Annotated in this window: 23 protein-coding genes and 1 pseudogene; 8 read left to right on the forward strand and 16 right to left on the reverse strand. The window is 70.7% G+C overall.

Going from position 1 to position 26,722, the window contains the following annotated elements; genetic code table 11:
* Positions 1–45: 45 nt before the first annotated feature.
* Positions 46–816, reverse strand: a complete 771-nt coding sequence (locus ACYQ1L_RS11350) for an alpha/beta fold hydrolase (RefSeq protein WP_460005808.1) — start codon at positions 814–816, stop codon at positions 46–48.
* 94 nt (positions 817–910) lie between these two features.
* On the opposite strand from ACYQ1L_RS11350, the gene rsmD reads away from it, so the two are divergent.
* Entirely contained in the window at positions 911–1,501 is a 591-nt protein-coding gene (gene rsmD / locus ACYQ1L_RS11355; protein WP_460004240.1) for a 16S rRNA (guanine(966)-N(2))-methyltransferase RsmD, read from the forward strand.
* Positions 1,502–1,539: 38 nt separating this feature from the next.
* On the opposite strand, the gene thiL is transcribed toward rsmD, so the two are convergent.
* Positions 1,540–2,574: a thiamine-phosphate kinase gene (gene thiL, locus ACYQ1L_RS11360; protein WP_460004241.1), complete on the reverse strand. Its 1,035-nt coding sequence runs from the start codon at positions 2,572–2,574 to the stop codon at positions 1,540–1,542.
* A 23-nt stretch (positions 2,575–2,597) separates the two neighbouring features.
* Here thiL and ACYQ1L_RS11365 point away from each other — a divergent pair, with 23 nt between their 5' ends.
* On the forward strand, positions 2,598–3,122 hold the full coding sequence (locus ACYQ1L_RS11365; RefSeq protein ID WP_460004242.1) for a DUF3515 family protein: 525 nt from the start codon (positions 2,598–2,600) through the stop codon (positions 3,120–3,122).
* On the opposite strand, the gene ACYQ1L_RS11370 is transcribed toward ACYQ1L_RS11365, so the two are convergent.
* The 10 genes from ACYQ1L_RS11370 to leuC form a co-directional block, all read right to left on the reverse strand.
* Positions 3,123–3,686, reverse strand: coding sequence for a hypothetical protein (locus ACYQ1L_RS11370; protein ID WP_460004243.1), 564 nt, complete (start codon positions 3,684–3,686; stop codon positions 3,123–3,125).
* A 34-nt stretch (positions 3,687–3,720) separates the two neighbouring features.
* A complete protein-coding gene (locus ACYQ1L_RS11375; RefSeq protein ID WP_460004244.1) occupies positions 3,721–5,163 on the reverse strand; it encodes a multicopper oxidase family protein in 1,443 nt (480 codons plus the stop codon).
* Complete coding sequence (locus ACYQ1L_RS11380; protein WP_460004245.1) at positions 5,060–5,668, reverse strand: hypothetical protein; 609 nt, start codon at positions 5,666–5,668, stop codon at positions 5,060–5,062. Before ACYQ1L_RS11380 ends, ACYQ1L_RS11375 begins: the two co-directional genes overlap by 104 nt.
* A gap of 121 nt (positions 5,669–5,789) precedes the next feature.
* The gene (locus ACYQ1L_RS11385) at positions 5,790–7,262 is read right to left on the reverse strand and encodes a helix-turn-helix transcriptional regulator (RefSeq protein WP_460004246.1); all 1,473 of its coding nucleotides are present in this window, start codon (positions 7,260–7,262) and stop codon (positions 5,790–5,792) included.
* A gap of 70 nt (positions 7,263–7,332) precedes the next feature.
* Positions 7,333–8,415, reverse strand: a complete 1,083-nt coding sequence (locus tag ACYQ1L_RS11390) for a D-alanine--D-alanine ligase family protein (protein ID WP_460004247.1) — start codon at positions 8,413–8,415, stop codon at positions 7,333–7,335.
* Positions 8,321–9,472, reverse strand: a complete 1,152-nt coding sequence (locus ACYQ1L_RS11395) for an NAD(P)H-dependent glycerol-3-phosphate dehydrogenase (RefSeq protein ID WP_460004248.1) — start codon at positions 9,470–9,472, stop codon at positions 8,321–8,323. Before ACYQ1L_RS11395 ends, ACYQ1L_RS11390 begins: the two co-directional genes overlap by 95 nt.
* Positions 9,462–10,223 (reverse strand): lysophospholipid acyltransferase family protein, encoded by a 762-nt coding sequence (locus ACYQ1L_RS11400; RefSeq protein ID WP_460005809.1) that lies wholly within the window; start codon positions 10,221–10,223, stop codon positions 9,462–9,464. The genes ACYQ1L_RS11395 and ACYQ1L_RS11400 overlap by 11 nt, the downstream gene beginning before the upstream one ends.
* Positions 10,220–11,578 (reverse strand): UDP-N-acetylglucosamine 1-carboxyvinyltransferase, encoded by a 1,359-nt coding sequence (murA, locus tag ACYQ1L_RS11405; protein ID WP_460004249.1) that lies wholly within the window; start codon positions 11,576–11,578, stop codon positions 10,220–10,222. The genes ACYQ1L_RS11400 and murA overlap by 4 nt, the downstream gene beginning before the upstream one ends.
* Positions 11,579–11,653: 75 nt before the next feature.
* Positions 11,654–12,250 carry a 3-isopropylmalate dehydratase small subunit gene (gene leuD, locus ACYQ1L_RS11410; RefSeq protein WP_460004250.1) on the reverse strand — a complete coding sequence of 199 codons (597 nt, stop codon included), beginning with the start codon at positions 12,248–12,250 and terminating at the stop codon, positions 11,654–11,656.
* Positions 12,250–13,689 carry a 3-isopropylmalate dehydratase large subunit gene (gene leuC / locus ACYQ1L_RS11415; protein WP_460004251.1) on the reverse strand — a complete coding sequence of 480 codons (1,440 nt, stop codon included), beginning with the start codon at positions 13,687–13,689 and terminating at the stop codon, positions 12,250–12,252. Before leuC ends, leuD begins: the two co-directional genes overlap by 1 nt.
* Before the next feature lie 267 nt (positions 13,690–13,956).
* On the opposite strand from leuC, the gene ACYQ1L_RS11420 reads away from it, so the two are divergent.
* Both ACYQ1L_RS11420 and ACYQ1L_RS11425 read left to right on the forward strand, forming a co-directional pair.
* The gene (locus ACYQ1L_RS11420; protein WP_460004252.1) at positions 13,957–15,252 is read left to right on the forward strand and encodes an O-acetylhomoserine aminocarboxypropyltransferase/cysteine synthase family protein; all 1,296 of its coding nucleotides are present in this window, start codon (positions 13,957–13,959) and stop codon (positions 15,250–15,252) included.
* Positions 15,249–16,561, forward strand: a pseudogene (locus ACYQ1L_RS11425) (LLM class flavin-dependent oxidoreductase). Before ACYQ1L_RS11420 ends, ACYQ1L_RS11425 begins: the two are co-directional and overlap by 4 nt.
* A 42-nt stretch (positions 16,562–16,603) precedes the next feature.
* Here the strand turns inward: ACYQ1L_RS11425 and ACYQ1L_RS11430 are convergent.
* A complete protein-coding gene (locus ACYQ1L_RS11430) occupies positions 16,604–17,611 on the reverse strand; it encodes a TerC/Alx family metal homeostasis membrane protein (RefSeq protein WP_460004253.1) in 1,008 nt (335 codons plus the stop codon).
* A 313-nt stretch (positions 17,612–17,924) separates the two neighbouring features.
* On the opposite strand from ACYQ1L_RS11430, the gene ACYQ1L_RS11435 reads away from it, so the two are divergent.
* Entirely contained in the window at positions 17,925–18,863 is a 939-nt protein-coding gene (locus ACYQ1L_RS11435; RefSeq protein WP_460004254.1) for an HNH endonuclease signature motif containing protein, read from the forward strand.
* Positions 18,864–18,961: 98 nt separating this feature from the next.
* On the opposite strand, the gene ACYQ1L_RS11440 is transcribed toward ACYQ1L_RS11435, so the two are convergent.
* Both ACYQ1L_RS11440 and recO read right to left on the reverse strand, forming a co-directional pair.
* Complete coding sequence (locus tag ACYQ1L_RS11440) at positions 18,962–19,771, reverse strand: isoprenyl transferase (RefSeq protein ID WP_460004255.1); 810 nt, start codon at positions 19,769–19,771, stop codon at positions 18,962–18,964.
* Positions 19,768–20,496: a DNA repair protein RecO gene (gene recO, locus ACYQ1L_RS11445; RefSeq protein ID WP_460004256.1), complete on the reverse strand. Its 729-nt coding sequence runs from the start codon at positions 20,494–20,496 to the stop codon at positions 19,768–19,770. Before recO ends, ACYQ1L_RS11440 begins: the two co-directional genes overlap by 4 nt.
* Before the next feature lie 35 nt (positions 20,497–20,531).
* Here recO and ACYQ1L_RS11450 point away from each other — a divergent pair, with 35 nt between their 5' ends.
* On the forward strand, positions 20,532–21,230 hold the full coding sequence (locus ACYQ1L_RS11450) for a trimeric intracellular cation channel family protein (protein WP_460004257.1): 699 nt from the start codon (positions 20,532–20,534) through the stop codon (positions 21,228–21,230).
* 197 nt (positions 21,231–21,427) lie between these two features.
* Here the strand turns inward: ACYQ1L_RS11450 and leuA are convergent, their stop codons facing one another.
* The gene (gene leuA, locus ACYQ1L_RS11455) at positions 21,428–23,182 is read right to left on the reverse strand and encodes a 2-isopropylmalate synthase (protein WP_460004258.1); all 1,755 of its coding nucleotides are present in this window, start codon (positions 23,180–23,182) and stop codon (positions 21,428–21,430) included.
* Positions 23,183–23,450: 268 nt separating this feature from the next.
* Here leuA and thrC point away from each other — a divergent pair, with 268 nt between their 5' ends.
* Together thrC and ACYQ1L_RS11465 are read left to right on the forward strand one after the other, a co-directional pair.
* Positions 23,451–24,872, forward strand: a complete 1,422-nt coding sequence (gene thrC, locus ACYQ1L_RS11460; protein WP_460004259.1) for a threonine synthase — start codon at positions 23,451–23,453, stop codon at positions 24,870–24,872.
* 52 nt (positions 24,873–24,924) lie between these two features.
* Complete coding sequence (locus ACYQ1L_RS11465) at positions 24,925–26,718, forward strand: DUF2207 family protein (RefSeq protein WP_460004260.1); 1,794 nt, start codon at positions 24,925–24,927, stop codon at positions 26,716–26,718.
* The last annotated feature ends 4 nt before the right edge of the window (positions 26,719–26,722 follow it).

Below are 26,722 nucleotides of genomic sequence, written 5' to 3' on the forward strand. Positions count from 1 at the left end.
GCGAGGACACCGTTCCGCGGCCGGCACGCCTGTGCAGAGGGCGAGTCAGGCCTCCTGGAGGAACGCCAGCGCCGCCTCGCGGAACGCCTTCGCCCCCGGGGCGTTGAAATGGTGCCGGCCGGGGATCTCGAAGAACCGTCCCTGCGGCGTGGCCTCTGCGAGGCGCACGGAGCCGGCGATCACGGCGTCCTCGGACCCGGTCGCGAACAGCACCGGCTGCGACGGGGCGCTCGCGGGATCCGGATCCATCGACCCGGACTCCCGCATGCCCTGCGCGAGCGCGATCAGCGCCCGCGGGTCGTTGCCGGGCACCCGCTCGGTGAGGGCGATGTAGTTCTGGGTGACAGCGTCTGTGACGGGCGTGCCGTCATCGACGAAGCGGCGCACCTGGTCCAGGTCGAGCCGGCCGAGCGGGATCCCGTCCGGGACCCCACCGAGCACCGCCCGCGGGATCCGGTCGCCCAGGTCCTGGAGCACCTGCCAGCCCACCCGCGCACCGAGCGAGTAGCCCACGTAGAAGGCGTCGTCGACGAGGTAGGTGTCGAGCACCTGCTCGACGTCGGTGGCCAGGGTGCGCACGTTGTAGCCGCTCGCCTCGTGCGGCTTCTCGCTCGCCCCGTGCCCGCGCTGGTCGACGCCGAGCACGCCGTAGCCGGCCTGCTGCAGCATCCGGATCCATCCGGTGAGCACCCAGTTGTCGCGCGTGCTGGAGGCGAAGCCGTGCACGAGCAGCACGACGGGGCCGTCGAGGTGCCCCCACACGTAGGTGGCGAGGGCGACGCCCTCCCCCGCATCGATGAACTGCGGCTGCGGCATACGGGTCAGATCGGCGAGACTCTCGGGCACGGTTCCATCCTGCTCCTCTTTCGCGCGCGCACGGCGAATGAGTCGCGGCGCATAGGGTGAACGGGTGACGAGAATCATCGCAGGCTCGGCCGGCGGCACCCGCCTGGATGTCCCCGGTCAGGGCACGCGTCCCACGAGCGACCGGGTGCGCGAGTCGTTGTTCGGCGCGCTCGAGTCGATGGACGCGGTCGAGGGCTCGCGCGTGCTCGACCTGTACGCGGGGTCCGGAGCGCTCGGGCTCGAGGCGCTGAGCCGGGGCGCGCGGAGCGCCGTGCTCGTCGAGCGCGGACGCCCGGCCGCCGCGGTCATCCGCCGCAACGCCGCCGCGGTGCGGAAGGCGCTGCGCGCGGCGCCCGTCCCGGACGCGCCCGACCGCGAGGCGATCGTCGTCGAGAGCGCCGTGCTGACCTACCTCGGCCGGGCGTCCGGCCCCTTCGACCTCGTGTTCACCGACCCGCCGTACGACCTCTCGGATGCGGAGATGACCGCCGATCTTGTGGCGCTGGCGCCGCTGCTGTCCTCGGATGCCGTCGTGGTCATCGAGCGCGCGCGCCGCGCGAGCGCGCCGGACCTCGACGCGGCCGGGCTCGCGCTGATCCGCGACCGGGCCTACGGCGACACGGCGCTGTGGTGGGCGGAGCCGGCCCCGCGCTGAGCACGAACGCAGCCCGGCGCCGCGGTGGCCTGCGCCCCTCAGCCGGCGGCGTCCGCCCCCGCGTCGCGGTAGGGGTCCCAGCCGAGCGGACCGACCGGCTCGCCGTCGTACAGGACCGGAGCGCCGTCCACGGCAGGCACGACGGATCCGATGAGGCGGAAGCCCGGCGGCAGCACGCCGGCGGGGAACGTCGCCAGGAGGGCGTGGTCCTCTCCACCTGCCAGGGCCCTGCGAGGGTGCTCGCCGAGGGCGGTCTGCTCGAGCGCGATCGTGACGTGTGAGGCCTCCGCCATGCGTCCGGCGTCCAGGGCGAGGCCGTCGGACACGTCCATCATCGCGGTGGCGCCGGCGACGGCCGCGACCGGCCCCAGTCCGATCGGCGGCACGGGGCGCAGCTGGGCGGCGATCGCGTCGGCCTCCCCCTCGCCGAGCGCCGCCGGGTCGACGGGGACGGCCGTGCCTTCGGGATGGAAGCGGCCGAACAGGACGGACAGCCCGTGCGCGGCGTGCCCCATCTCGCCGGCGATCGCGACGTCGTCGCCGATCCGCGCTCCGCCGCGTGTCACGGCGGCACGGCCCTCCAGGTCGCCGAGGGCGGTGACCGCGATCATGAGCGTCGCCGAAACGGTCAGGTCGCCGCCGACGACCGCACAGCCGGGTGCCAGGGCCGCGCACGCGTCGCGGAATCCGTCGGCCAGCGAAGCGACGAACGACAACCGGCGGTCCTTCGGCACGGCGAGAGCGACGAGCAGCGCCGTGGGACGGGCGCCCATCGCCGCGATGTCGGCGAGGTTGACCGCCGCGGCCTTCCAGCCCAGGTCGTAGCCGTTCGACCACGCCGCGCGGAAGTCCGGTCCCTCGACCAGCGTGTCGGTGGTGGCGACGACCGATCCCGACGGGGCCGCGACCACCGCCGCGTCATCGCCGGGGCCCAGCAACGCGTCCCGGCCCGCGGGGGTGCGCGCGAGGATCGTCCGCAGCACCCGGCCCTCGCTCACCTCGCCGATCATCGGATCGTCGGATCCGAGTCCCTGCGCGGTCGGCTCGGATCCCGGAGCTGAAAGGTCCACCATGGTCTCAACGGTAGCCTGGAGGGATGCCCCGTCGTCTCGCCGTCGTCTCCGCCCTCGTGCTCGCGGCGGGACTGCTGGCGGGCTGCAGCTCCACGGTGCATCTCGATCCCGCCGACGACGCGAACGACCCGAAGTGCGCCGACGTCACCGTGCGCCTGAAGAACGTGCCGTCGATCGACGGGCACGACCGCCGCTGGACCGACGCCCAGGCGACCGCCGCCTGGGGAGATCCGTCGGTGGTGCTGCTCACCTGCGGTCTGCCCGAGGCGGAGCCGACCAGCCGGCTGCAGTGCATCTCGCTGCAGGGCATCGACTGGCTCGTCGACGACTCGAAGAGCCCGTACCTGACGCTCACCACGTACGGGCGCAAGCCCGCCGTCCAGCTGTTCATCAACAGCAAGCCAGATGAGCCGGACAAGGGCGTGAGCGCCAACGACGTCATCGGCAACAAGAGCCTGGCCGCGGCGATCGCCACGATCCCCGCGACGCACGCGTGCACCGAACGCCCCGGCGCGGATCCGACTCCCCCGCCGAGTCCGGCCGGCTGATCAGGCGCCGGTCGCCGTCGGGCGATACGCGGACGCCCGCTCGGGTTCGCCCGGGGCCTCATGCCGCGGCCGCTGCAACGCGATCTCGGCGATCGCGGGCACCAGGATCAGCGAGCCGAGCTGGAGCACCAGCCACGCGCCGTGGGGATCGGTGATGTCCGTGAAGAACGCCGCACCGATCGGCACCGCGATCAGGAAGATCAGCGAGGGGATGCCCGCCAGGAGCCGCACCCAACCTCGGCTGCGGGCCGAGAAGAGGAACCCTGCCCCGACGAACGCGCCCAGCAGCGGGATCGTCGACGGGTCCGCCGCCATCACGAACGGTGTCAGTGCGAGCAGCGCCGCTCCGCGGCGCTCGCCCGCCGCGCGGCGAGCGAACGCCCAGCCGAACAGCGCACCCATCACGGTTCCCGGGACCAGGATGAAGCCGAAGGTGGCGAACCAGTGGAAGGTGGAGGTGTCGCCGGCGAACTGCGCCATCATCCCGCGCATCGACGTCGCCCAGGCGAGGCCTGCGACGGCGCCGGCCGCGATGGCCGCCGTCGCGTGAGGTGTCCTGTTCATGTCCCCGTCCTCTCCGTTTCGCTGAACCCTGCGGTCAGTCGGGTCGGTTCCCCGACGAGCCGTCCATCCGGAACGGTGTCGTGACGCCGGCGTAGGCGACATGGGCGATCAGCCCGTCGACCGCGTGCGGCAGGTTGTGGCAATGATCCGCCCAGATCCCGGGGTTGTCCGCGAGGAAGGCGATCTCGTACGACTCACCCGGCTGGACGCCGATCGAGTCCGCCCACCACGGCGCCCCGGTCGCCGCGCGTCCGTTCCGGGACAGCACCACGACATGGTGCCCGTGCAGGTGCATGGGATGCACCTCCGAGCTGTCGTTGCGGATCCGCATCCGCACGACGTCTCCCTCCATCACGTCGAACACCGGCACGTCCGGGTACATCCGTCCGTTGATCGTCCAGAACCACCCGGGCCGCCCGTCGATGAAGCCCACGCTGCGGCCGATGACGTAGTCGCACGTCCGGTTGGCGCTCTGCGGATCGAACCCGAGCGGCGCCGGTCGGCCGTACCCGAGCAGGTCCAGGGTTTCGGCGGGTTGTGGCGCGGGGGCGGGGGCGGACGCCGGATCCCCCAGGACGATGCTTCGGGCGCCCCCGGTGTGCAGGCGCACCGCGCCGGTGCCCGGCACCGTCAGTTCCAGATCCGCGCGCCCTCCTGCCGGCACCACGAGCATGCGCCCCGTCACCTCGCCGGGCTCGTGGACATCCCGACCATCGACCGCGACCACCCGGAACGGCGCGGCCGACCACACCGACGCGGATCCATTGTCGGTGTTGATGACGCGCACCCGCACGGCGTCACCGGTCGACGCTCGCACCCGGAGATCCTCGGCCCTGCCGTTCAGGGTGTGCTGTCCGTCGTACAGGTGCAGCAGCGCGACCGTGCCTGTCGCCGGCTGCGGAGCCGCTCCCGGTGCGATCACGACCGCGCCGAGCAGGCCGCCGACGACCTGCTCGTGCGAGACCTGGTGCGAGTGGTACCAGTACGTGCCGGCGTGGTCTGCGACGAAGCGGTACGTGCAGCGCTCGCCCGGCCGCACGGCGTTCTGGGTGATCCCGGCGACGCCGTCCGCCGCGCAGGGCACCTCCATCCCGTGCCAGTGCAGCGTGGCGCCGTCCGCGACGTCGTCGTTCACGAGCTCGACCTCGACGAGCTGGCCCTGCCGCACCGCCAGTACCGGGCCCGGCGACGTGCCGTTCAGCGTGTAGCCGTCCACCGCGCGCCCGCCCGGGATGGGGATCCGCCCTCGGCGGGCGACGAGCCGCACGCGCACGTCCGCCGCGCGCCGCGGATCTGCGGTGAGCTTCACGACGCTCACCCCGTCGTCGCCCATGCCGGGCATGGCATGGGCGCCCGCCGCGCGGACCGAGTGCTCACCGAGCAGGGTGCGGCTCCACAGCAGCGCACCCGTCCCGGTGACCGCAGCCGATGCGGCCCCGACGACCATGCCGCGCAGCACGCTGCGCCTGGACGGCATCCTGATGCTCGTTTCCCGCCGGCGCCCCCGCCGTCGCGGCCTGCGCCGCGTCCGGCGCGGTCGCCTGCCGCGGTGGGCGCCGCCGCGCCCGCAGCGCCGCCGCGATCGCGACGAGCAGGATGGCCAGCGCATTCATGCCGTGCAGGATCCCCAGGTAGGGCATGTCGAACATGGTGAACGCGAGCACGATCTGCAGCGCCACGAGCCCCACCACCAGCAGCGCCCACAGCTTCGGCCCTCCGCCTCGCACGAAGAGCGACGCGATGAGCAGCAGCAGCGCGAGCGCCGGCAGCACCATCATGCCGTTCATCGCATGCACCGCCTCGCCCGCGAGACCGACGTACGTCGTCGTCCCGTTCATGGAGCTCTCCACGAAGGCCTTGTCGATCACTCCCCCGGTGTCGACCATATGGTCCTCGCCGACCTTCGCGAAAGCGATCGCGGCGGCCTGCACGACGACGCCCGCGGCGACCAGCCACGCGAGGACCCGATACACCATGCGCATGGCTGCGCTCCTTTCCCCCGGCGGCGCGGGTGCGCCGCACTGAGATCAGAGTGCGCCTCGCACGACCCCGACGGCATCGGGGAAAACACGCAATGCCGAGCAGACGTACGCGCCCGTGGGATCAGCGTCCCGCGCGCAGCACCCAGCCGACGATCGCGGCCCGGTTCGGCGCCCCGAGCTTGTGCAGGATGCTGCGGACGTGCTGCTCCACGGTGCGCTCGGAGAGGAACAGGGTCGTCGCGATCTCGCGGTTGGTCCGGGCGTCCGCGATGAAGCGGGCGATCTCCGTCTCCCGCGGCGACAGCGGCGCCAGTGCCGCTGCGAACGGCGCCAGCAGGGTACGCGCCGCCGCCGCGTACCACGGCGCTCCCATGGACTCGGCGCGCACCAGCGCGTCCTGCGCGTGATCGCGGCTCTCGGCGGCGTCGCCGAGGAAGGCCTCGAGCCGGGCCAGGGCCAGCGCGACGGGTCCCCCATAGGGCGTCGTGGCGGGGCCGGCCACGTGCAGGTGCGCAGCGGGGAGCAGACCGTCCCGGAGTGTGCGCGCCCCCTCGGCGTCCTGGGCGGCGACCACCACCTCGACGAGACCCACCGGCGCGAGCAGCCACTCGCCCACGTCGCGCGGCTGGTCGGCGAGATGGCCGCGCAGCGACCGCCACACCGACACCGCCTCGTCCGTGCGACCGGCCTCGAGGAGCACCTTCGCCCACCAGGCGTGGGCGAAGTACGGCGCGCCGGCGATCCACTCCCGCACCTCGCGCTCGATCTCCTCGATGCCCTCGCCGGTCCGGGCCGCCAGGTGGTAGCGGAGCACGAGGTCGGCCGAAGGGCCGTCGCCGGTGGCGGCGCGCTCAGCCGCTTCAGCAGCCCGCTCCCGCAGCGCACGGGCGTCCGCGATCCGGTCCTCGAGCAGCGCCATGCACGTCTGGATGAGCAGCAGCCGCCAGTCCCAGAGGGGCGAACGCAGCCGCCCGATGATGGCCGTGAGCTCGGTGACCGCCTGGTTCACCTCCACCCGCAGCCCGAGATGCAGCAGATCGTCCAGGCGCCAGTGCCAGCCCCAGGCGAGGATCCAGTCCAGGCCGGAGGCGTGGCCGAGGTCGATGCAGTCCTCGGCCAGCACGAGACGGACGCCGAGGCCGTCGGCGCCGACGTTCTGCCGGTACCGCGTCTGCAATGCGGAGAAGCGGCGCCGTGCCTCGTCCTCGTCGATCGCGGCGACCGCGCGCGGCCGGACATGCCAGCCCGTGGAGAGACCGTCCAGCCGCGTGCGCACGGCCGTCCGCCACTCGGCGCGCTCGGGGGGCTCACCCGGGACAGGATCCGGCCCGAGCATGCTCAGGGATTCGAGGCACAGCGACTGCTCCTCGCCCGGGTGGGCCCAGATCGACGGGTCCACGAGTGCCGTGGCGGCGGCGGCGAGCAGCTCCGCGTCCCCCAGCTCCCGTGCTCGCGCAGCGGCCTCCCGGCGCGCCACGGCCGCACGCTCGAGGGATCCGTTCTGCTCCTCGGACCGGGCGCGCTGCAGGGCATCGCGTGCCGCCTCCGCGAGCACGCGGACGGTGGATCCGTCTTCCGCTGCTGCGACTCCCACGGTCTGCTCCCGGTCGGGGTCCCCGGCCTGCGTGGAAACACGCACACCGGACCTGAGCCATAGCCTAGCGTCAGCGGCGCAGACCGGCTTCGACGAGCTCGGTGATGAGGTCGCGATAGCTCAGTCCCGAGGCGATCCAGCACTTCGGGAACATCGAGATCGGGGTGAAACCGGGCATCGTGTTGAGCTCGTTGACGACGAGCGAGCCGTCGCCCGTGAGGAACATGTCCACGCGCGCCAGCCCCCGTCCGTCGACCGCCTCGAAGGCCCGGATCCCGGTGTCCTGGATCGCGGAGATCTCCGCGTCCGTCAGGTCGGCCGGGCACACCACGTCGACCCCGTCGCCGCCGAGGTACTTGCCCTCGAAGTCGTAGAAGCCGCGCGAGGTCAGCACGATCTCGCCAGGGACCGAGGCGCGCGGCGCGTCGGTCCCCTCGAGGATCGCGACCTCGATCTCGCGCCCGACGACGCCGGTCTCCACGAGCACCTTGTCGTCCTCGGCGAGGGCGATCCGCATCGCCTCGTCGAACTCCGCCCGATCCGCGACCTTCGAGACGCCGACGCTGGAGCCCGCACGAGCGGGCTTCACGAACAGCGGCAGTCCGAGCTCGGCGACCGCGGCGCGCACCCCCTCGGGGTCCTGCGCCCACTGCCGCGCGCGCACCGTGATCCACGGGGCCACGGCGATGCCGGCCGCCTGCAGCGCGACCTTCATGAAGTGCTTGTCCATGCACAGCGCGGAGTCCAGCACGCCGCCGCCGGCGTAGGGCACCTCGAGCGTGTCGAAGTACCCCTGCAGGGTGCCGTCCTCGCCGTGCGGGCCGTGCAGCAGCGGCAGCACCACGTCGATCGCGCCGAGGTCGTCCACCGCGCCGTCGGAGCGGGTCACCCGCAGCGTGCGGACGCCACCGGGCTCCGGCCACTGGATCCGGGTGCCGTTGTCGGTCACCTCGGGAAGGTGCGCCGCGTCGAGCGGGAACTTGTCGGGGTCGTCGTCCTCGAGGACGAAGGCGCCGTCGCGGGTGATGCCGACGGGGATGACGTCGTAGCGCTCCCGGTCAAGGGCGCGCAGCACCCCTCCCGCCGTGGCGGAGCTGATCGAATGCTCGCTGGAGCGCCCGCCGAAGAGCACCACCACCGTCTGCTTGTCCATTGCCCGTCCCTTCCCCCTGAGGGGTGTCGTCGTCGGTGGTCAGATGGGGGGCGATGTCGCGCGGATCCATGGCGCCGTCCAGCACCATCTTCACCTGCTCGACGATCGGCATCTCCACGCCGGCGGCGCGGGCCAGCTGCAGCACCGGGGCGACGGAGGCGAGTCCCTCGGCCGTCTGCTGCATCTGCTTGACCACGTCCTGAAAGCTGTATCCCTGGCCGAGCAGACGCCCGGCGGTGTTGTTGCGGCTGAGCGGCGACTGGCACGTCGCGATCAGGTCGCCGAGGCCCGCGAGCCCCTGCAGGGTCCCGGGCTGCGCGCCGTTCGCCACGGCGAAGTCCGTCATCTCGACGAGCCCGCGCGTGATGATCGACGCCTTGGTGTTCTCGCCGTAGCCGACGCCGTCGACGATGCCGATGGCGACGGCGATGAGGTTCTTCAGCACGCCGCCGAACTCCGTGCCGATCACGTCGGTGTTCACGAAGCTGCGGAAGTAGCGGTTGCGCGCCGTGCGCGCCACGATGTCGGCGGTCTCCTGGCTGTTGGACGCGATGACGGCGGCCGTCGGCTGCTCGCGCGCGATCTCGAGGGCCAGGTTGGGGCCGCTGGCGACCGCGATCCGGTCGGGATCGCAGCGGAGCTCCTGCTCGATCACCTGGCTCATCCGCAGGCCCGTGCTCTTCTCGACGCCCTTCATGAGGCTGACCACGGGGATGTCCGAGTCCTGCAGCAGCGGACGCAGGGCGGTGAGGTTCTCGCGCAGCGTCTGGCTGGGAACCGACAGGTACACCTGCTCGGCGCCGCGCACGGCCTCGGCCAGGTGGTGCGTGGCGGTCATGTTGCGCGGCAGGTTGATGCCGGAGAGGTACTGGGAATTGCGCTTGGCCTCGGCGATCTCGTGGGCGAGCTCCTGCCGGCGCGCCCACATGGTCACCTGCGCGCCGCCGTCGGCGAGGATCTTGCCGAACGTCGTGCCCCAGCTGCCCGCGCCGATCACCGTGACGCGCGGGCCGAGCGGGACCGATGCGGTGCGCGGATGCACGTTCCTAGGAGTCAAGGCGGCCCGTCTCCTTCTGGCCGTGCTCGGCGGGGTTCCAGCGCTCGGCGGGGGCCTTCTCGCCGCGGACCTCCTCGAGGAGGGCGGTCATCGCGGCCATGAGGCGGTCCGTCGCCTCCACCATCGCGGAGTGGGAGCCCTTCCGCGCCTTGAGATCGGACAGGTCCACCGGATCCCCGATGAGCACCTGGACCTTCTTGCGCGGCGGCCACAGGCTGAGGCCCTTCTGGTACCGGCCCATGATCTCCTGCGTGCCCCAGTGCACCATCGGGATGAGCGGGATGTCGCCGGCCAGCGCGAGCCGCACCGCGCCGGACTTGCCGCGCATGGGCCACAGGTCCGGGTCGCGCGTGAGGGTGCCCTCGGGGTAGACGATGACGCCGCGGCCGTGCTCGACGAGCTCCTTGGACTGGGCGAGCGTCTGCTTCGCGGCGGCGAGCGAGGCGGCGCGCGCGACCGGGATCATGCCCGTGCGGCGCAGCGCCCAGCCCAGCACGGGAACGCGGAAGAGGCTCTCCTTCGCCATGAAGCGGGGCGCCCGGCCCTGCTTCCACACGGCGACGGCGACGATCAGCGGATCGAACTCGGAGTAGTGGTTCGGCGCGAGCACGAACGCTCCATCGCGCGGCAGCGTGCGGGATCCGACGAACCGGATCCTCGCGGTGTACGACACGAACGGGACGACGAACACCGCCAACAGCCAGAACAGGCTCGGGCGGGTCTTCTCGGCCGACGCGCGCACGGCGGTCAGCCGATCACGTCGAAATCGGCACCGAGCGCGGTGAGCTTGTCGAGGAACTTCTCGTACCCGCGGCTGAGGATGTCGACGCCGGAGACCCGCGACTCGCCAGTCGCCGTGAGGGCCGCGATCACGTGGCTGTAGCCGCCGCGCAGGTCGGGCACCACGATGTCGGCGCCGTGCAGCGGCGTGGGTCCGGTGATCACGGCGGCCTGCTCCAGGTCGCGGCGGGGGACGCGACGAGGGCCGTCCTGCAGTCCGTGCGGGTGCACGACGATGTCGGCGCCCATCTTCACGAGCGCCTGGGTGAAGCCCATCCGGTTCTCGTACACGGTCTCGTGCACGACGGAACGGCCGTGCGCCTGGGTGAGGGCGACCACGAGCGGCTGCTGCCAGTCGGTCATAAACCCGGGGTGGACATCGGTCTCGACGATCACCGGCTTGAGCTCGCCGTCGCGGCGGAACAGGATCCCGTCCTCGTGCACGTCGAACCAGCCGCCGGCCTTGCGGAACACGTTGAGGAAGGTCAGCATCTCCTGCTGCTTCGCGCCGCCGACGAAGATCTCGCCGTCGGTCGCGAGCGCCGCGCAGGCCCAGGAGGCGGCCTCGTTGCGGTCGAAGATCGACCGGTGGTCGTACCCGCGCAGCGTCGGCACGCCCTCGATGAGGATGACGCGGTTCGGCTCGTAGGAGATGATCGCGCCCATCTTCTGCAGCACCGCGATGAGATCCATGATCTCGGGCTCGATGGCCGCGTTGCGCAGCTCGGTCGTGCCGTTCGCACGCACCGCCGTGAGCAGCACCTGCTCGGTCGCGCCCACGCTCGGGTACGGCAGGTGGATGTTGGCGCCCTTCAGGCCGTTCGGCGCGGAGAGGCGGATGCCGCTGGGCAGCTTCTCCACGATCGCGCCGAACTTGCGGAGGGCGTCGAGGTGGAAGTCGATGGGGCGGTCGCCGATGCGGCACCCGCCGAGGTCGGGGATGAAGGCCTGGCCCAGACGGTGCAGCAGCGGCCCGCAGAACAGGATCGGGATCCGGGACGAACCGGCGTGCGCGTCGATCTCCTCGAAGTGCGCCGACTCCACGTCGCTCGGGTCGAACACCAGGGCACCGGGCTCGTCGCCCTCGGTGACCCGCACGCCGTGCACCTCGAGCAGGGAGCGCACCACGGCGACGTCGGAGAGGTCCGGGACGTCGCGCAGCGTGCTCGCGGTCTCGCCCAGGAGGGTGGCGACCATCGCCTTGGTGGCGAGGTTCTTCGCCCCCTTGACGTCCACCCGGCCGTGCAGTGGACGTCCGCCGCGGATTGCCAGGACATCGCCCGAAGGCTTCGGAGCGAGCGTGGTGTCGTGCAGCGGTGTCGTCATTCAGGGCCTCTTCTTGTGGAACGGGCGCGGCCGGAGCCGTCGGGCGGGAGCCCTCGGCCCACGGCCGCGTCCGATTCAGCGAACAGGAAGCGTACGTGGCCGCCACGACTCGCGGCGGGCCTCGAACTGCGCGATCTTATCTTCGTTGCGCAGGGTGAGCCCGATGTCATCGAGCCCTTCGAGGAGCCGCCATCTAGTGTAATCGTCGATCCCGATGGAGGTCTGGAAGTCGCCGATCGTGGCGGTGCGCGCCTCGAGGTCGACCGTGATCTGGCGGCCGGGCTCCTCGTCGATCAGGGCCCAGATCCGCTCGATGTCGCTCTCGTCGACCGTTGCGGCGAGGAGGCCCTGCTTGCCGGAGTTGCCGCGGAAGATGTCCGCGAACCGCGGGCTCAGCACGACCTTGAACCCGTAGTCGCGCAGCGCCCAGACGGCGTGTTCGCGGCTGGATCCGGTGCCGAAGTCGGGCCCGGCGACGAGCACCGAGGCGCCCTGGAACGCGGGCTGGTTCAGCACGAACGCCGGGTCCTGCCGCCAGGCGTGGAACAGCGCGTCGTCGAAGCCGGTCTTGGTGACCCGCTTCAGGAACACCGCGGGGATGATCTGATCCGTGTCGACGTTGGAGCGCTTCAGGGGAGCCGCGACGCCGGTGTGGGTGGTGAACTTCTCCATCAGTTGCTCTCCTGCTCGTTCTCGGCGAGATCGCTCGGGCTGGACAGGGTGCCGCGCACGGCGGTCGCCGCGGCGACGAGCGGCGAGACCAGGTGCGTGCGACCGCCCTTGCCCTGCCGGCCCTCGAAGTTGCGGTTCGAGGTCGAGGCGCACCGCTCCCCGGGCGCCAGCTGGTCGGGGTTCATGCCCAGGCACATCGAGCACCCCGCGAAGCGCCACTCGGCGCCGAAGTCGGTGAAGACCTTGTCCAGGCCCTCCGCCTCGGCCTCCAGGCGCACCCGGGCGGACCCGGGGACGACCATGACGCGCACGCCGTCTGCCTTCTTCTTGCCCTTGATGACGGATGCGAAGGCGCGGAGATCCTCGATCCGGCTGTTGGTGCAGGAGCCCATGAAGACCGCGTCGACCTTCACCTCCTTGAGGGGCGTGCCCGGCTTCAGATCCATGTACTCCAGAGCCCGCTCGGCGGCGCTGCGCTCGTTCGGGTCGGCGATGTCGGCCGGATCCGGCACCGCGGACGACAGCGAGCTGCCCTGGCCCGGGTTGGTGCCCCAGGTGACGAACGGCTCCAGCTCGTCGGCGTCGATGAACACCTCGGCATCGAAGGTCGCGCCCTCGTCGGTGGGGAGGGTCTTCCAGTAGGCGACCGCGTCCTCCCAGTCCTGGCCCTGCGGCGCGTGCGGCTTGCCCTGCACGTACGCGAAGGTCGTCTCGTCGGGGGCGACCATGCCCGCACGGGCACCCGCCTCGATCGACATGTTGCAGATCGTCATGCGGCCCTCCATGGAGAGGGCGCGGATCGCGCTGCCGCGGTACTCGAGCACGTAGCCCTGACCGCCGCCGGTGCCGATCTTGGCGATCACCGCGAGGATGATGTCCTTCGCGGTCACGCCGGGCTTCAGCGTGCCCTCGACGTTGATCGCCATCGTCTTGAACGGCTTGAGCGGCAGCGTCTGGGTGGCCATGACGTGCTCGACCTCGCTCGTGCCGATGCCGAATGCCATCGCGCCGAATGCGCCGTGGGTGGAGGTGTGCGAGTCGCCGCAGACCACCGTGATGCCCGGCATCGTCAGGCCCAGCTGAGGGCCGACGACGTGCACGATGCCCTGCTCGGCGTCGCCCAGCGAGTGCAGCCGCACGCCGAACTCCTCCGCGTTGCGGCGCAGCGTCTCGATCTGGGTGCGGCTGGTGAGGTCGGCGATGGGCTTGTCGATCGCCAGCGTCGGGGTGTTGTGGTCCTCCGTGGCGATGGTCAGGTCGAGCCGGCGCAGCGGGCGGCCCTCGGCACGCAGGCCGTCGAACGCCTGTGGGCTGGTGACCTCGTGCACGAGGTGCAGGTCGATGTAGATGAGATCGGGCTCGCCGTTCTCGCCCTTCACCACGAGGTGGTCGTCCCAGACCTTCTCGGCCAGGGTGCGGGGTCGGGATGCGTCGTTCATGTGCTTCTCCAGAGGGTCAAGGGTGCGGCCCACGCGAGACACCGCGGCGAGAGAGGCCTAGATCGAGGTCTCGCCGCGGCCGCTAAGGAGAAGCACCGCCTGCATGCGCACGAGTTTACCTCCGGCCAGGGTGGGTGTTTCCCACCCACCCTCCTGCTCGTCGGACCCGGATTCAGGATCCCTCATGACGGCGCATTACCCCGGGTGCCGGCTCCGCCGCTGCATGGTGTCACGCTGAACGTCCACGATCCGCCGAGAGGTTGCCGCATGTCCGTCGAGACCGCCCGCTTCGCCACCAAGGCGGTGCACGCTGCAAGGATCCGCCCCTCCGCACCCTCACGCGCGACGCCGATCTACCTCACGGCCGGGTTCGAGTTCGACGACTTCGATCACGCCGCCGGCCACTTCGGCAGCGGAGACGGATACGGCTACAGCCGCACCGGCAACCCCACGGTTCGAGCCGTGGAACGCCAGCTCGCCGCACTCGAATCCGGTGCCGATGGGCTGCTGGTGGCCAGCGGGCAGGCCGCGGTGGCGACAGCGCTGCTCTCCGTGGCCGACGCGGGCGACCACATCGTCGCCTCCGAGCACATCTACGAAGGCAGCCGCGGACTCCTGCTCGACAACCTCGCACGGCTCGGGATCGAGACCACGTTCGTCGACGACATCGCGGATCCCGAGGCGTGGAGATCCGCGATCCGCCCCTCCACGAGGGCGCTTTTCGCGGAATCGATCGCCAACGCCCGCAACGACGTCCTCGACGTGTCGGCGGTCGCCGCGGTGGCGGATGCGGCGGCGATCCCGCTCATCGTCGACAACACACTGGCGACGCCGTTCCTGCTCCGCCCGCTCGAGCACGGCGCGTCGATCGTCGTGCACTCCGCGTCGAAGTTCCTCGCCGGCCACGGGTCGGTGCTCGGCGGCGTCATCGTCGACGACGGACGCTTCGACCCCGCCAGAACCGGACACAACGCGCCGCACCTGGTGCTGCCCGGTCGCGGCGGCACCGCCGCCGTCGCCGCACGGCACGGCGGGCTCGCGCGGATCGCGTACGCGAGGGAGGCCGTCGCTCCGCGGTTCGGCGCCTCGCCCTCACCGCTGAACGCGTTCCTGATCGGCCAGGGTGCGGAGACACTCGGGCTGCGCGTGGAGCGGCAGTCCCGCAACGCGCTCGCCGTGGCGCGCTGGCTCGCTGAGCACGACGCGGTGGAGAGCGTGGACTACGCCGGCCTGCCGTCGCACCCGGATCACGACACCGCGGTGCGCTACCTGCACGGCGGCTTCGGCTCGATCTTCACCGTCACGCTGCGCGGAGGGCTCGCGGCCGCCAAAGCGTTCGTGGAGGGGGTGCGGGTCTTCACGCACATGACCCACATCGGCGACGTGCGCTCTCTTGTGCTGCATCCCGGATCCACGAGCCACGTGCTGCGCACGGCCGAGGAGCGCGAGCGCCTCGGCATCCGCCCCGGCACGGTGCGCCTGTCGATCGGCATCGAGGACGTGGATGACCTCATCGAGGATCTCGCCCAGGTCCTGACGCCGGTGCGGGAGGCCGTCCGATGACCGCGCAGCAGCACTTCGGCTGGTTCCTCGCGCGCGGCTTCGGGCCGCAGGGCTGGGGCTATCCCTCGCTGGATTGGGACTACGACTGGACCCGCCCGGAGATCTATCAGGAAGCCGCCCGCACGCTCGAGCAGGCCGGGTTCGACCTGGTCATCATCGAGGACGCGCCCTCGCTCGGCTCGGCGGAGACCATCGATCTGCGGGTGCGCCACGCCTTCGGCGGCCCCAAGCACGATCCGCTCCTGCTCGCCCCGTATCTGTTCCAGGCGACGACGCACCTCGGCGTCGTGCCGACGGTCAATCCGGCGGCGTACCTTCCTTACACCGCGGCACGCCAGTTCGCCACGCTGCAGCACCTGAGCGGTCACCGGCTCGGCCTCAACGTCGTGACGGACACGGGCAGCGCGCGCCACTTCTCCGACGCCGCCCAGCTCGGGCACGACGAGGCGTACGACCGGGCCGAGGAATGGCTCGACGGGATCCGTTCGCTCTGGGGCAGCTGGGAGCCGGAGGCGCTCGTCGCCGACCGCAGCACCGGGGTGTACGCCGACGGGTCGCGGATGAGCCCGGTCCGCCACCGCGGCGAGTACTACGCCTTCGACGGCCGCTGAACGCCCTCCCGCTCCCGAACGGGGAGCCCGCCATCGTGTCCCCCGGCGGTTCGGGACGCGGTCTCGGCTTCGCCGGCGCGAACTCGGACGTGCAGCTCGCTCTCGCACCGCTCCATGAGGCATCCGTGCGCGCGTACCGTGCGAAGATCCACGACGCCGCTCTCGCAGTCGGCCGCCGCCCGTCCGACATCAAGATCCTCTTCGCCATCCAGCCGGTCATCACATCGTCGGCCGAGGAGGCGGACCGGATCGTCGCCGCCTCGGCGCATCCCGACGACGCGGCGCTGGTGCAGATCGCCCGCAAGCAGTCCAGCGACCTGGAGACCGACCTCACCGCCCTCGACCTGGACCAGCCGATCGACCTCTCGGGCTTCGGTCCGCACGTGTCGCGCGGGAGCATCCAGCGCCTGATCGGCGACCGCGGCGAGGACGCGCCGCTGCGCGCTCACCTCAGCGCTCTGGCGCGGGCCGGCCGCATCTCGGATCGTTCCGGCTTCGTCGGCACTGCGGAGGAGTTCGCGGACCTCGTCGAGGAGCTCGGCGACTGGGGCAACGACGGCGTCCTGTTGTGGGGCGACTTCCACCCGGTGACCCTGCACCGCACTCTGGACGAGCTGGTGCCGGTGCTGCGCCGTCGCGGGATCCTGCGCCGTGAATACGCCGACGGCGGGCTCCAGGCCAACCTGCGCGCTTTCTGAGTACCGGTTCTCCGCGCGTCTTGCGGACGCGCGGAGAACCGGTCACTCGGAGGCCACGGCCTGCCGCTCCTGGCGCTTCTCCCGGCCGGAGGCGATGAGGCTCGCACCGGTCGCGCCGAGCATCGCGACGACGATCACGGTGAGCGACAGCCAGATCGGCACGTCGGGGGCCCACTCGATGGGCTGGCCGCCGTTGATGAACGGAACCGTGTTCTCGTGCATCGCGTGCAACACGAGCTTGACGCCGATGAAGGCGAGGATCACGGCGATGCCGTAGTGCAGGTAGCGCAGCCGGTCGAGCAGGTTTCCCAGCAGGAAGTACAGCTGGCGCAGGCCCATCAGGGCGAAGATGTTCGCCGTGAACACGAGGAAGCTGTTCTGCGTGATGCTGAAGATCGCCGGGATCGAATCGATCGCGAACATCAGATCCGTGACGCCGATCGTGACGAACACGATGATCATCGGCGTCCAGACGCGCTTGCCGTCGACCAGGGTGCGCAGCTTCGGACCGTCGAAGGTGTCGCTGACCGGCACGATGCGGCGCACCAGGCGCACGGCGAAGCTCTCCTTCGCGGCGGTCTCGTCCTCCTGCTCCTTCTCCGGCATCGCCTGGCGGATGGCCGTCCAGATGAGGAACGCGCCGAAGAGGTAGAACACCGGTGCGAAGTTCTCGATGATCGTGACGCCGAGCAGAATGAAGATGCCGCGCAGCACCAGGGCGATGATGATGCCCACCATCAGCACCTCCTGCTGCAGCTTCCGCGGCACTGAGAACTGGGCCATGATCAGCACGAACACGAAGAGGTTGTCGATCGAGAGGCTGTACTCGAGCGCCCACCCGGTGAGGAACTCCCCCGCGTGCTGTCCGCCCGCGACCGCGAGCAGGAGCCCCGCGAACCCGAGGGCGAGCGCGACGTAGAACACCACCCAGAGGGTGGACTCCTTCGTGGAGGGGATGTGCGGGCGCCAGCGCACGATCAGCAGGTCGCCGATCAGGACCAGCAGCAGGACGACGAGGGAGACGGCTTCGAACCAGACGGGAACGTCCACGGGGGCCTTTCGGAAGGGGTCGGTCAAAGGCCGAAAGTCTCTTCCCCGCCGATGGCGGTCACGCTCCCGGAGGCCCGCCGGCGGGCCTCGTGATGACGATCGCGTGAAGTCGGAATACTCCCCTTCGCACGAGCCAGTCTACCGGATCCGGGGCGATCGCTCCTGCTCGCGCCCCGTCCGGCCAGACGTGAATCGCCCGCGAGGACGAGTGGATCGTCCTCCACAAGCGGATCCGCGATGCAAGATTCCACAGACTGGATTCGACAGCTGATCTGGGCATTCGAATGTCGGTGGCCCGGAGGAGAATCGGGCCATGACGACATTGGAAGCGATCGCAGCACAGATCCCGACCCTGGCAGGGCGGATCCGCGCGGGCGCGAGCGCTTCCGAGACAACCGCCGCGATCGTGTCATTGAACGACACGGACATCGTCGCGGTTCGTCGTGAGGCCGGCGAGATGAGGCGGCTCGTCGAGCAGATCGAGGGGCTCAGCGCCGGAGTGATCGCGTCACGGTCATCGCGAGCGGCCGGACATGCCGGGCTCGCACAGCGGTTCGCTGCGCTCCGTCCTCGGCGCGGTGGCCCGCGATTCGTCGATGCAGACGAGAACGCCCGGGCCGCCGATCTGGTCGCCGATCCCCGAACGAACGACCAGCTCTCCTACGACCTGCTGCTGGATCTGCTCCGCGCCGGTGCGTTCGCTGAACCGGAAGCTGTGTTCGGCACGCGGCAGGCCGGAGTGCGGCTGGTGCAGACGGTCGACGGGCAGGGCGTGCTCGCTCCCGTGGCGAGGACGGAGGACGGGCTGACAGCGCTGCCCGCGGCGGTGGCCGAACGGCGGATCTGCGAGGCCGGATCCGTGCCGGTGACGGTCGACTCGTGCGGGAATCCGCTCGACGTCGGGCGCGAATCCCGGCTGTTCACCCCGAGGCAGCGGATCGGCCTCGCGATCCGCGACGGCGGGTGTCGATGGAACGGCTGCGACCGGCCCGCTTCGTACTGCGAAGCGCATCACATCGATGAATGGGCCCGCGACGACGGGCGCACCGACATCGACCGCGGGATCCTGCTCTGCCGGTTCCATCACATGCAACTGCATCACGGCGGGTGGCGGATCACCCGGCACAGGACGGACGAGTTCGTGCTGCACGATCGAGGTGGTGGGCAGACCGTGCTGCACCCGCGGCTTCCACTCCGCTATGCCTGGGGTGACGTCGATCCGCCGCCGAAACGATTCCGCCCCGCCGCCTGAACGCGCCTCGTGGAGGCTGACGTCAGGCAGGGCGGGGTGCGCATCGTTTGGGATCGGGCGGCCCTGGGATCACACCTACGGCAGACGACCCGCCCGGGTCAGGCCTCGTCGAGGGCGTCGGGCGTGTCCACGGCGCCGCCGAAGCGCCGATCGCGCGACAGGTAGATCCCGATCGCGCGCCACAGCTCTTCACGGGAGAAGTCCGGCCACAGCGTGTCCAGGAACACCATCTCCGCATAGGCCGACTGCCAGAGCAGGAAGTTCGAGGTGCGCTGCTCCCCCGAACTGCGCAGGAACAGATCCACATCGGGCATATCCGGGATGTACAGGTGCCGGCGGATCAACTTCTCGGTGATCGCTCCCGGGCGCGTCCGTCCTGCCTTCACGTCCTCGGCGATCGCGCGCATCGCGTCGACGAGCTCGACCCGGCCGCCGTAGTTGATGCACATCGTCAGCGTGAGCGTGTCGTTGTCGCGGGTGAGCTGCTCGGCGTACTGCAGCTCCTTGATGACGGATCCCCACAGCCGCGGCTTGCGCCCGGCCCAGCGGATCCGCACGCCCCACTCGTTGAGCTGGTCGCGGCGGCGGTGCAGCACGTCGCGGTTGTACCCCATGAGGAAGCGCACCTCTTCGGGCGAGCGTGCCCAGTTCTCGGTGGAGAACGCGTAGACGCTGAGATGCTTGACGCCCGCCTGGATGGCGCCGGCGACGACGTCGAGCAGCACCTCCTCGCCCGCCTTGTGTCCCTCGATGCGGTTCAGACCGCGGCGATTCGCCCAGCGTCCGTTGCCGTCCATGACGATGGCGACGTGGTTCGGCACCGCGGGGAACGCCGGCGGCTGCGCGCCGGTCCAGTCGAGCGGACGGTAGGGCACCGCGTCCTTGTGGGTGTACGGCTTGGGGCTCAACGGTTTCCTTCCACGAGCGAGAGCGAGCGGATCCCCCGCTCGAGATGCCACTGGGCGTAGGCGGCGATGACGCCGGAGGCCGCGGCGGCGTCGCGATCAGGAGCCGAGTCGACGCGCTCCCAGTCCCCCGCGAGGAGAGCGCGGAGCACCTCGAACGCGGACGCGGGCAGGCGCGGGCTGCCGACCGGGGCGCAGTCGTCGCAGACGATGCCGCCCATCTGCGCGACGAAGACGGTGTGCGCGCCGGGCTTCGCGCAGCGGGCGCAGTCGGTGAACGACGGCGCCCAGCCGGACAGCGCCATCACGCGCAGCAGGTACGAGTCCAGGATGCTGCGCGCCGCGTGCTCGCCCCGGGCCAGCGCCCGCAGCCCGCCGACGAGCAGCAGGTACTGCTCGGGCGTGGCCTCGGCATCGTTGAGCCGGTCGGCGGTCTCCACCATCGCGTTGGCGGCCGTGTACCGGTCGTAGTGCAGCGCGATGTCGGCGCCGTAGGAGCCCAGCGACTCCGCCTGCTGCACGATGTCGAGCGAACGCCCCTGGTACAGCTGCACGTCCGCCACCATGAACGGCTCGAGGCGTGAACCGAACTTCGACGAGGTGCGGCGCACCCCCTTCGCCACGGCCCGGACCTTGCCGTGCGTGCGCGAGAGCATCGTGACGATCCGGTCCGCCTCGCCGAGCTTGTGGGTGCGCAGGATCACCGCTTCGTCTCGGTAGTTGGGCATTCCTCGATCATCCCACTCCCGAGGACAATGGAGCTGTGACCGAACCGACCTTCACCATCCCGTTGTGGGCCGATCTTCTGGGCGTGGGCCTGGGCGGCGTGCAGGGCGCCATGTTCGCCAGCGGCTTCCAGGGGCAGCGCCGGCTCGATTGGCTGGGCGTCGCGATCATCGGGATCATGATCGGCATGGGCGGCGGTCTCATCCGAGACATCCTGCTGGGCCTCTCCCCCGCTTCGCTGCAGAGCAACTGGTATCTGCTCACCGCCACCGGAGCCGCCCTGCTCGGCATGCTCCTCGCGGGGCTGTTCAACCGCCTGAACAAGGTGATCGTGTTCCTCGACGCCGTCGTGATCGGCATGTTCGGCGCGTTCGGCACCAGCAAGGCCATCGGCTTCGGCGTGCCGCCCGTGCCGGCGGTGTTCATCGGCGTCTGCGCCGCGGTCGGCGGCGGCGTGCTGCGCGACATGCTCATGGGCCTGCCGACGGCGATCATGCACGTCGGGTCCCTCTACGCCGTCGCCGCAGGCGCCGGCTGCACGTTCATCGCCGCCGCACACGCCTTCGGCGTGTCGATCACCCTCGCGGCCATCATCGGCATCGTGCTCACCACGATCATCCGCGTCCTCGCGGTCATGTTCGATGTCTCCTTGCCCGAGCAGCGCCGGCTCTACCGCCGCAAGGTGGCCGCCGAGACCGGGATCGTCCCCATCATCAAGCCTCAACCGCGTCCCTGAGGACGCCGTCGACGAGCTCCACGTCGTCTCCGCCGTCCCGCCTTCCTGTGCGCGGGAAATGCGGGAAGACACGGCTGCTCCCCGAGCACGGCGGTTCGGCCGGCATCGGGGAGCAGTCGCGGTCATGCGGACGGATGCGCCGCAGACGGGGGCTCCGCGCACAGGGTGGCGGCGCGGAGACGTTCAGGAGCGGGCGCTCAGGCCTCCACGAGCTCGGCCTGGCGCGCCCGGATGGACCGGTTCACGCAGGAGACGATCGCCTTGAGCGACGCCGTCGAGATGTCGCCGTCGATGCCGACGCCCCACAGCCGCTGGTCGCCGACCTGCAGCTCGACGTAGGCCGCCGCCTGGGCGTCGCCACCGGTTGACAGCGTGTGCTCGACGTAGTCGTAGAGCGAGATGTCGAAGCCGCGCGCACGCAGCACCTCGATGAACGCCGCGACCGGCCCGTTGCCCCGGCCCTGCGCCTCGACGCGCTCCTCGTCGTCGCGAAGCACGACATCGAGGGTGACCTCGCCGGACATGTCGCTGTTGGTGCGGGTGCCGAGCAGCTCGAATCGTCCCCACTTCGCGTCGGCGGCGGACGCGGGCAGGTACTCGTCGGTGAAGATCTCCCAGATCTGCTCGCTGGTGACCTCGCCGCCCTCCGCGTCGGTCTTCGCTTGCACGACGCCGGAGAACTCGATCTGCAGCTTGCGCGGCAGGTCGAGGGCGTGGTCGGTCTTCAGCAGGTAGGCGACGCCGCCCTTGCCGGACTGCGAGTTGACCCGGATGACCGCCTCGTAGGAGCGGCCCAGATCCTTCGGGTCGACGGGCAGGTACGGGACTCCCCACTCGATGTCGTCGACCGAGACGCCCTGCGCCTCGGCCTTCGCGGCCATCGCCTCGAAGCCCTTCTTGATCGCGTCCTGATGAGAGCCGCTGAACGCGGTGAACACCAGATCGCCGGCCCAGGGGCTGCGCTCGGGCACCGGCAGCTGGTTGCAGTACTCGACGGTGCGCTTGACCTGGTCGATGTCGCTGAAGTCGATCTGCGGGTCGATGCCCTGCGTGAACAGGTTGATGCCGAGCGCGACGAGATCGACGTTGCCGGTGCGCTCTCCGTTGCCGAACAGGCAGCCCTCGATGCGGTCGGCGCCGGCCATGTAGCCGAGCTCGGCGGCCGCGATCGCGGTGCCGCGGTCGTTGTGCGGGTGCAGCGACAGGATGACGTTCTCACGGTGGTTCAGGTGCCGGCTCATCCACTCGATCGAGTCGGCGTAGACGTTCGGCGTCGCCATCTCCACCGTGGCAGGCAGGTTGATGATCACCTTGCGGCCGGGGGTCGGCTCGAGCACCTCCAGCACCGCGTTGCACACCTCGACGGCGTACTCCAGTTCGGTGCCGGTGTAGCTCTCGGGCGAGTACTCGTAGTAGACCTCGGTGTCGGGGATCCGCTTCTCGAACTCGCGGCACAAGCGGGCGCCTTCCAGGGCGATCTGCTTCACGCCCTCGCGATCGGAGCGGAAGACCACCTCGCGCTGCAGGACGCTCGTCGAGTTGTAGAAGTGCACGATGGCCTGCTTCGCACCGGCGATCGCCTCGTAGGTGCGCTCGATGAGGTGCTCGCGGCACTGGGTCAGCACCTGGATCGTGACGTCGTCGGGGATCAGATCCTCGTCGATGAGCTGACGCACGAAGTCGAAGTCGGTCTGGCTGGCCGACGGGAAGCCGACCTCGATCTCCTTGTAGCCCATGCTGACCAGCAGCTCGAACATCACGCGCTTGCGCTCGGGGGACATCGGGTCGATGAGCGCCTGGTTGCCGTCGCGCAGGTCGACCGCGCACCAGCGCGGCGCCTCGGTGATCCGCTTCGACGGCCAGGTGCGGTCGGGCAGATCGACCTGGATCTGCTCGTGGAACGGCCGGTACTTGTGGACCGGCATCGTGGTGGGGCGCTGGTTGTTCTTCATGAGGGGTGCTCTTCTCGTCGCTTCAGGTGTGGGAGCGGGCCAACACGAACACCGCGACGAGTGGGGCCCTCAGATACGGGACTCGTCGCGGCAGCTAAGAAGGAGCAGACCGCCTGCGCGCATGTCGCCATGCTAGCACGGCGGCGCGACCGGACCGCGGATGCGTCATCCGGCCGAGGCAGCTCAGCAGAACCTGCGAGAATCGAGGGACGCGGATCCGCACGTCATCGAGCGAGGATCCGAGACGCCGACCTTCGAGGAGCACCTCTTGCAGTACATCTCCACCCGCGGCGGCGGGGAGCCGAAGACCTACAGCGAGGCCCTTCTGGAGGGGCTGGCCGTCGACGGCGGCCTGCTCGTGCCCGAGCGTCTGCCGCAGGTCGACGCGGCGACGCTCGAGTCATGGCGGGGTCTCGGCTATGCGGAGCTCGCCACCGAGGTGCTGGGGCAGTTCGCCACCGACATCCCGCGCGGCGACCTCGCAGCACTGTGCGCGGCGGCCTACTCCCCCGACGTCTTCTCGTCGGCGGTGCCGCTCACCCCGATCGGCGGCGGCATCACCCTCGTGGGCCTGTCGGAAGGCCCGACGCTCGCGTTCAAGGACATGGCGATGCAGTTCCTCGGACAGGCGCTCGAGTACGCCCTGGAGCGCACGGGCGGCGTGCTGAACATCGTCGGCGCCACGTCGGGCGACACCGGCTCGGCCGCCGAGCACGCCCTCCACGGCAAGGAGCGCATCAGCGTGTTCATGCTCTCCCCGCAGGGGCGGATGAGCGCGTTCCAGCGCGCGCAGATGTACTCGCTCCAGGACGCGAACGTGCACAACATCGCGGTCGACGGCGTCTTCGACGACTGCCAGAACCTGGTCAAGGATCTCGCCGGGGACCTCGAGTTCAAGCGCGCGCAGCATCTCGGCGCCGTCAACTCCATCAACCTCGCCCGCATCACGGCGCAGGTCGTCTACTACTTCTGGGCCTGGTTGCGCGCGACGGACGCCCTCGCCCCGGCCGAGCGGGACGGCTTCGAGGTCTCGTTCGCGGTGCCGTCGGGGAACTTCGGCAACATCCTCTCCGGCTTCTTCGCGCGCGGGATGGGTCTGCCGATCCGCCGCCTGGTGCTCGCCGCCAACGAGAACAACGTGCTCGATGAGTTCTTCCGCACAGGCGTGTACCGCCCGCGCAGTGCCGCGCAGACCCTCGCCACCTCGAGCCCCTCGATGGACATCTCGAAGGCGTCCAACCTCGAGCGGTTCATCTACGATCTCGTCGGGCGGGACCCGCAGCGCGTCGTCGCCGCCTGGGACCAGCTCACCCTGACCGGAGCCTTCGACTTCACCGCCGACCTTCCTCGCTTCGCGAGCGAGTTCGGGATCGTGAGCGGCACCAGCACCCACGCCGACCGCCTGGCCACGATCCGCGCCGTGCACGAGCGCAGCGGCACGATCATCGACCCGCACACGGCGGACGGGGTGAAGGTCGCCGAGGAGTTCCTCGAGGACGGCGTTCCGATGCTCGTGCTGGAGACCGCCAAGCCCGAGAAGTTCGGCGAGACGATCACCGAGGCTCTCGGAATCGAGCTGCCGCTGTCGGACGAGCTGAAGGCGCTGCTCGCCGCGCCGCAGCGCGTGACGGAGATCGCCAACGACGAGAGCGTGCTGCGCGAGATCATCGAGACGAGCGCGCTGCACTGATCGCGGAGTCCGGCTCCCCTCCCCACGCCGCGGAACGGCTAGCCTGACTGGCATGAGGGCTCGACCACGCGCACGTCTGCGGGCGCTGCTCTGCGCGGCCGCGCTCGCGTTCGCGCCGATGGCGTTCGCCCCACCGGCGCAGGCCGACGCTAACGCGTTCTCGTACCAGTCCTGGGACAGCCGCTTCGAGCTGAGCCGGGGAGCGGACGGCCGGGCCGACCTCGCCGTGACGGAGACGCTCGTCGCCGACTTCCCCGACTTCGATCAGAACCACGGCATCATCCGCGGCCTGCCGATGTACTACGACGGCGCGCCGCTGCAGCTGCACCTCGTCTCCATCACCGACGGATCCGGCAAAGCGCTGCCGTACGACGACGGCACCACCGAGGATGGCGTGCGGCAGATCAAGATCGGCGACGAGGACGTCTTCCAGCACGGGCCGACCACCTACGTCATCCGCTACACGATGCGCGATGTCGTGCACCGGCCCGTCGACCAGCCGATCGACGAGTGGTACTGGAACCTGCTGCCGCTCGACTCCTCCCAGTTCATCCAGCATTTCCGGGCGGAGATCGCGTTCGCCCCCGACGTGCGGGCCGCGATGACGGGGGCGCACGCGTGCTACACGGGCGAGGCCGGCGCGACCACCCGATGCGACCTCACCGGCGGACCGGACCACTTCTCCGTCGCGCAGGAGAACGTCGTCCCGGGCACCGGAGTGACGGTCGCGTTCGCGATGAAGAAGGGCACGTTCGCCCCGGCGCCGGCGCGCGTGCCGGATCCCCTCACAGACACCGTGCCGTATCCGGTGGCCGGCGGAGGCGCGGCGCTCGCCCTGTTCGGCACGATCTTCGGCGTCGCTGCGATGCGTGGGCGCGCGCGGCGCCGAGGGCGCGGCATCGTCGTCGCTCAGTACGACGTGCCGACCAGCCTGCCGCCGCTGCTGGCCGCCGTGATCGAGGGCAAGAAGGCGGTGTCCACCTCGGCGGAGATCGTGCATCTCGCCGTGCGCAAGGCGATCCGCATCGAAGAAGGCACCATCAAACCTGTGCTGCACCTCCAGGACGCCACGACCGTCCCGGATCCGCTCGACGCCCAGACGCTCAGCACGCTGTTCCCCTCAGGAGCGGTCGGCAGCAGCCGCGATCTGAGCGCGCCGGACGACGCGCTCGTGAAGAAGCTGCGCGCCCTTCCGGGGACGGCCGCCATCGCCTCGGTCCAGCGCGGTCTCCTCACCCGGCGCCGATCGGTCATCTCGGTCGTGTGCAGCGTGCTCGGCCTGGCGCTCGGCGTCGCCGGGATCGTGCTCGCCGTGCCCGGGATGGCGGTGGGCCGCCTGGCCGCGATCGGCGCCTTCGTGCTGGCGATCGTCTTCGCCGCGATCGCCGTGGTCGCGTTCATCGCGGCGCTGATCCCGTACGCGGTGCTGACCCCCGCGGGCGCCGAGGCCCGCGAGTACCTGCTGGGCGTGAAGGAGTACATCCGGCTGGCCGAGGCCGATCGGATCCGGATGCTGCAGTCCTACACGGGGGCGGAGCGGAGGAGGGACGGCACGGTCGACGTCATCGTGCTGTACGAGCACCTGCTCCCCTACGCGATGCTCTTCGGGATGGAACGCGAGTGGGGCGACGTCCTGACCGTGCACTACCAGGAGGCCGGGACCGGTCCGGACTGGTACACCGGGTTCGCCGCGGGCAACCTCTCGAGCTCGCTCTCCGGCGTGGGCAGCTCTCTCACCGGCACCTCCACGCCGAGCTCATCATCGTCCGGGTCGACCTTCAGCGGCTCCTCGGGCGGCGGATTCTCCGGCGGCGGGGGCGGCGGCGGATCCTCCGGCGGCTGGTGACGCG

The sequence above is a fragment of the Microbacterium xylanilyticum genome (assembly GCF_054654695.1).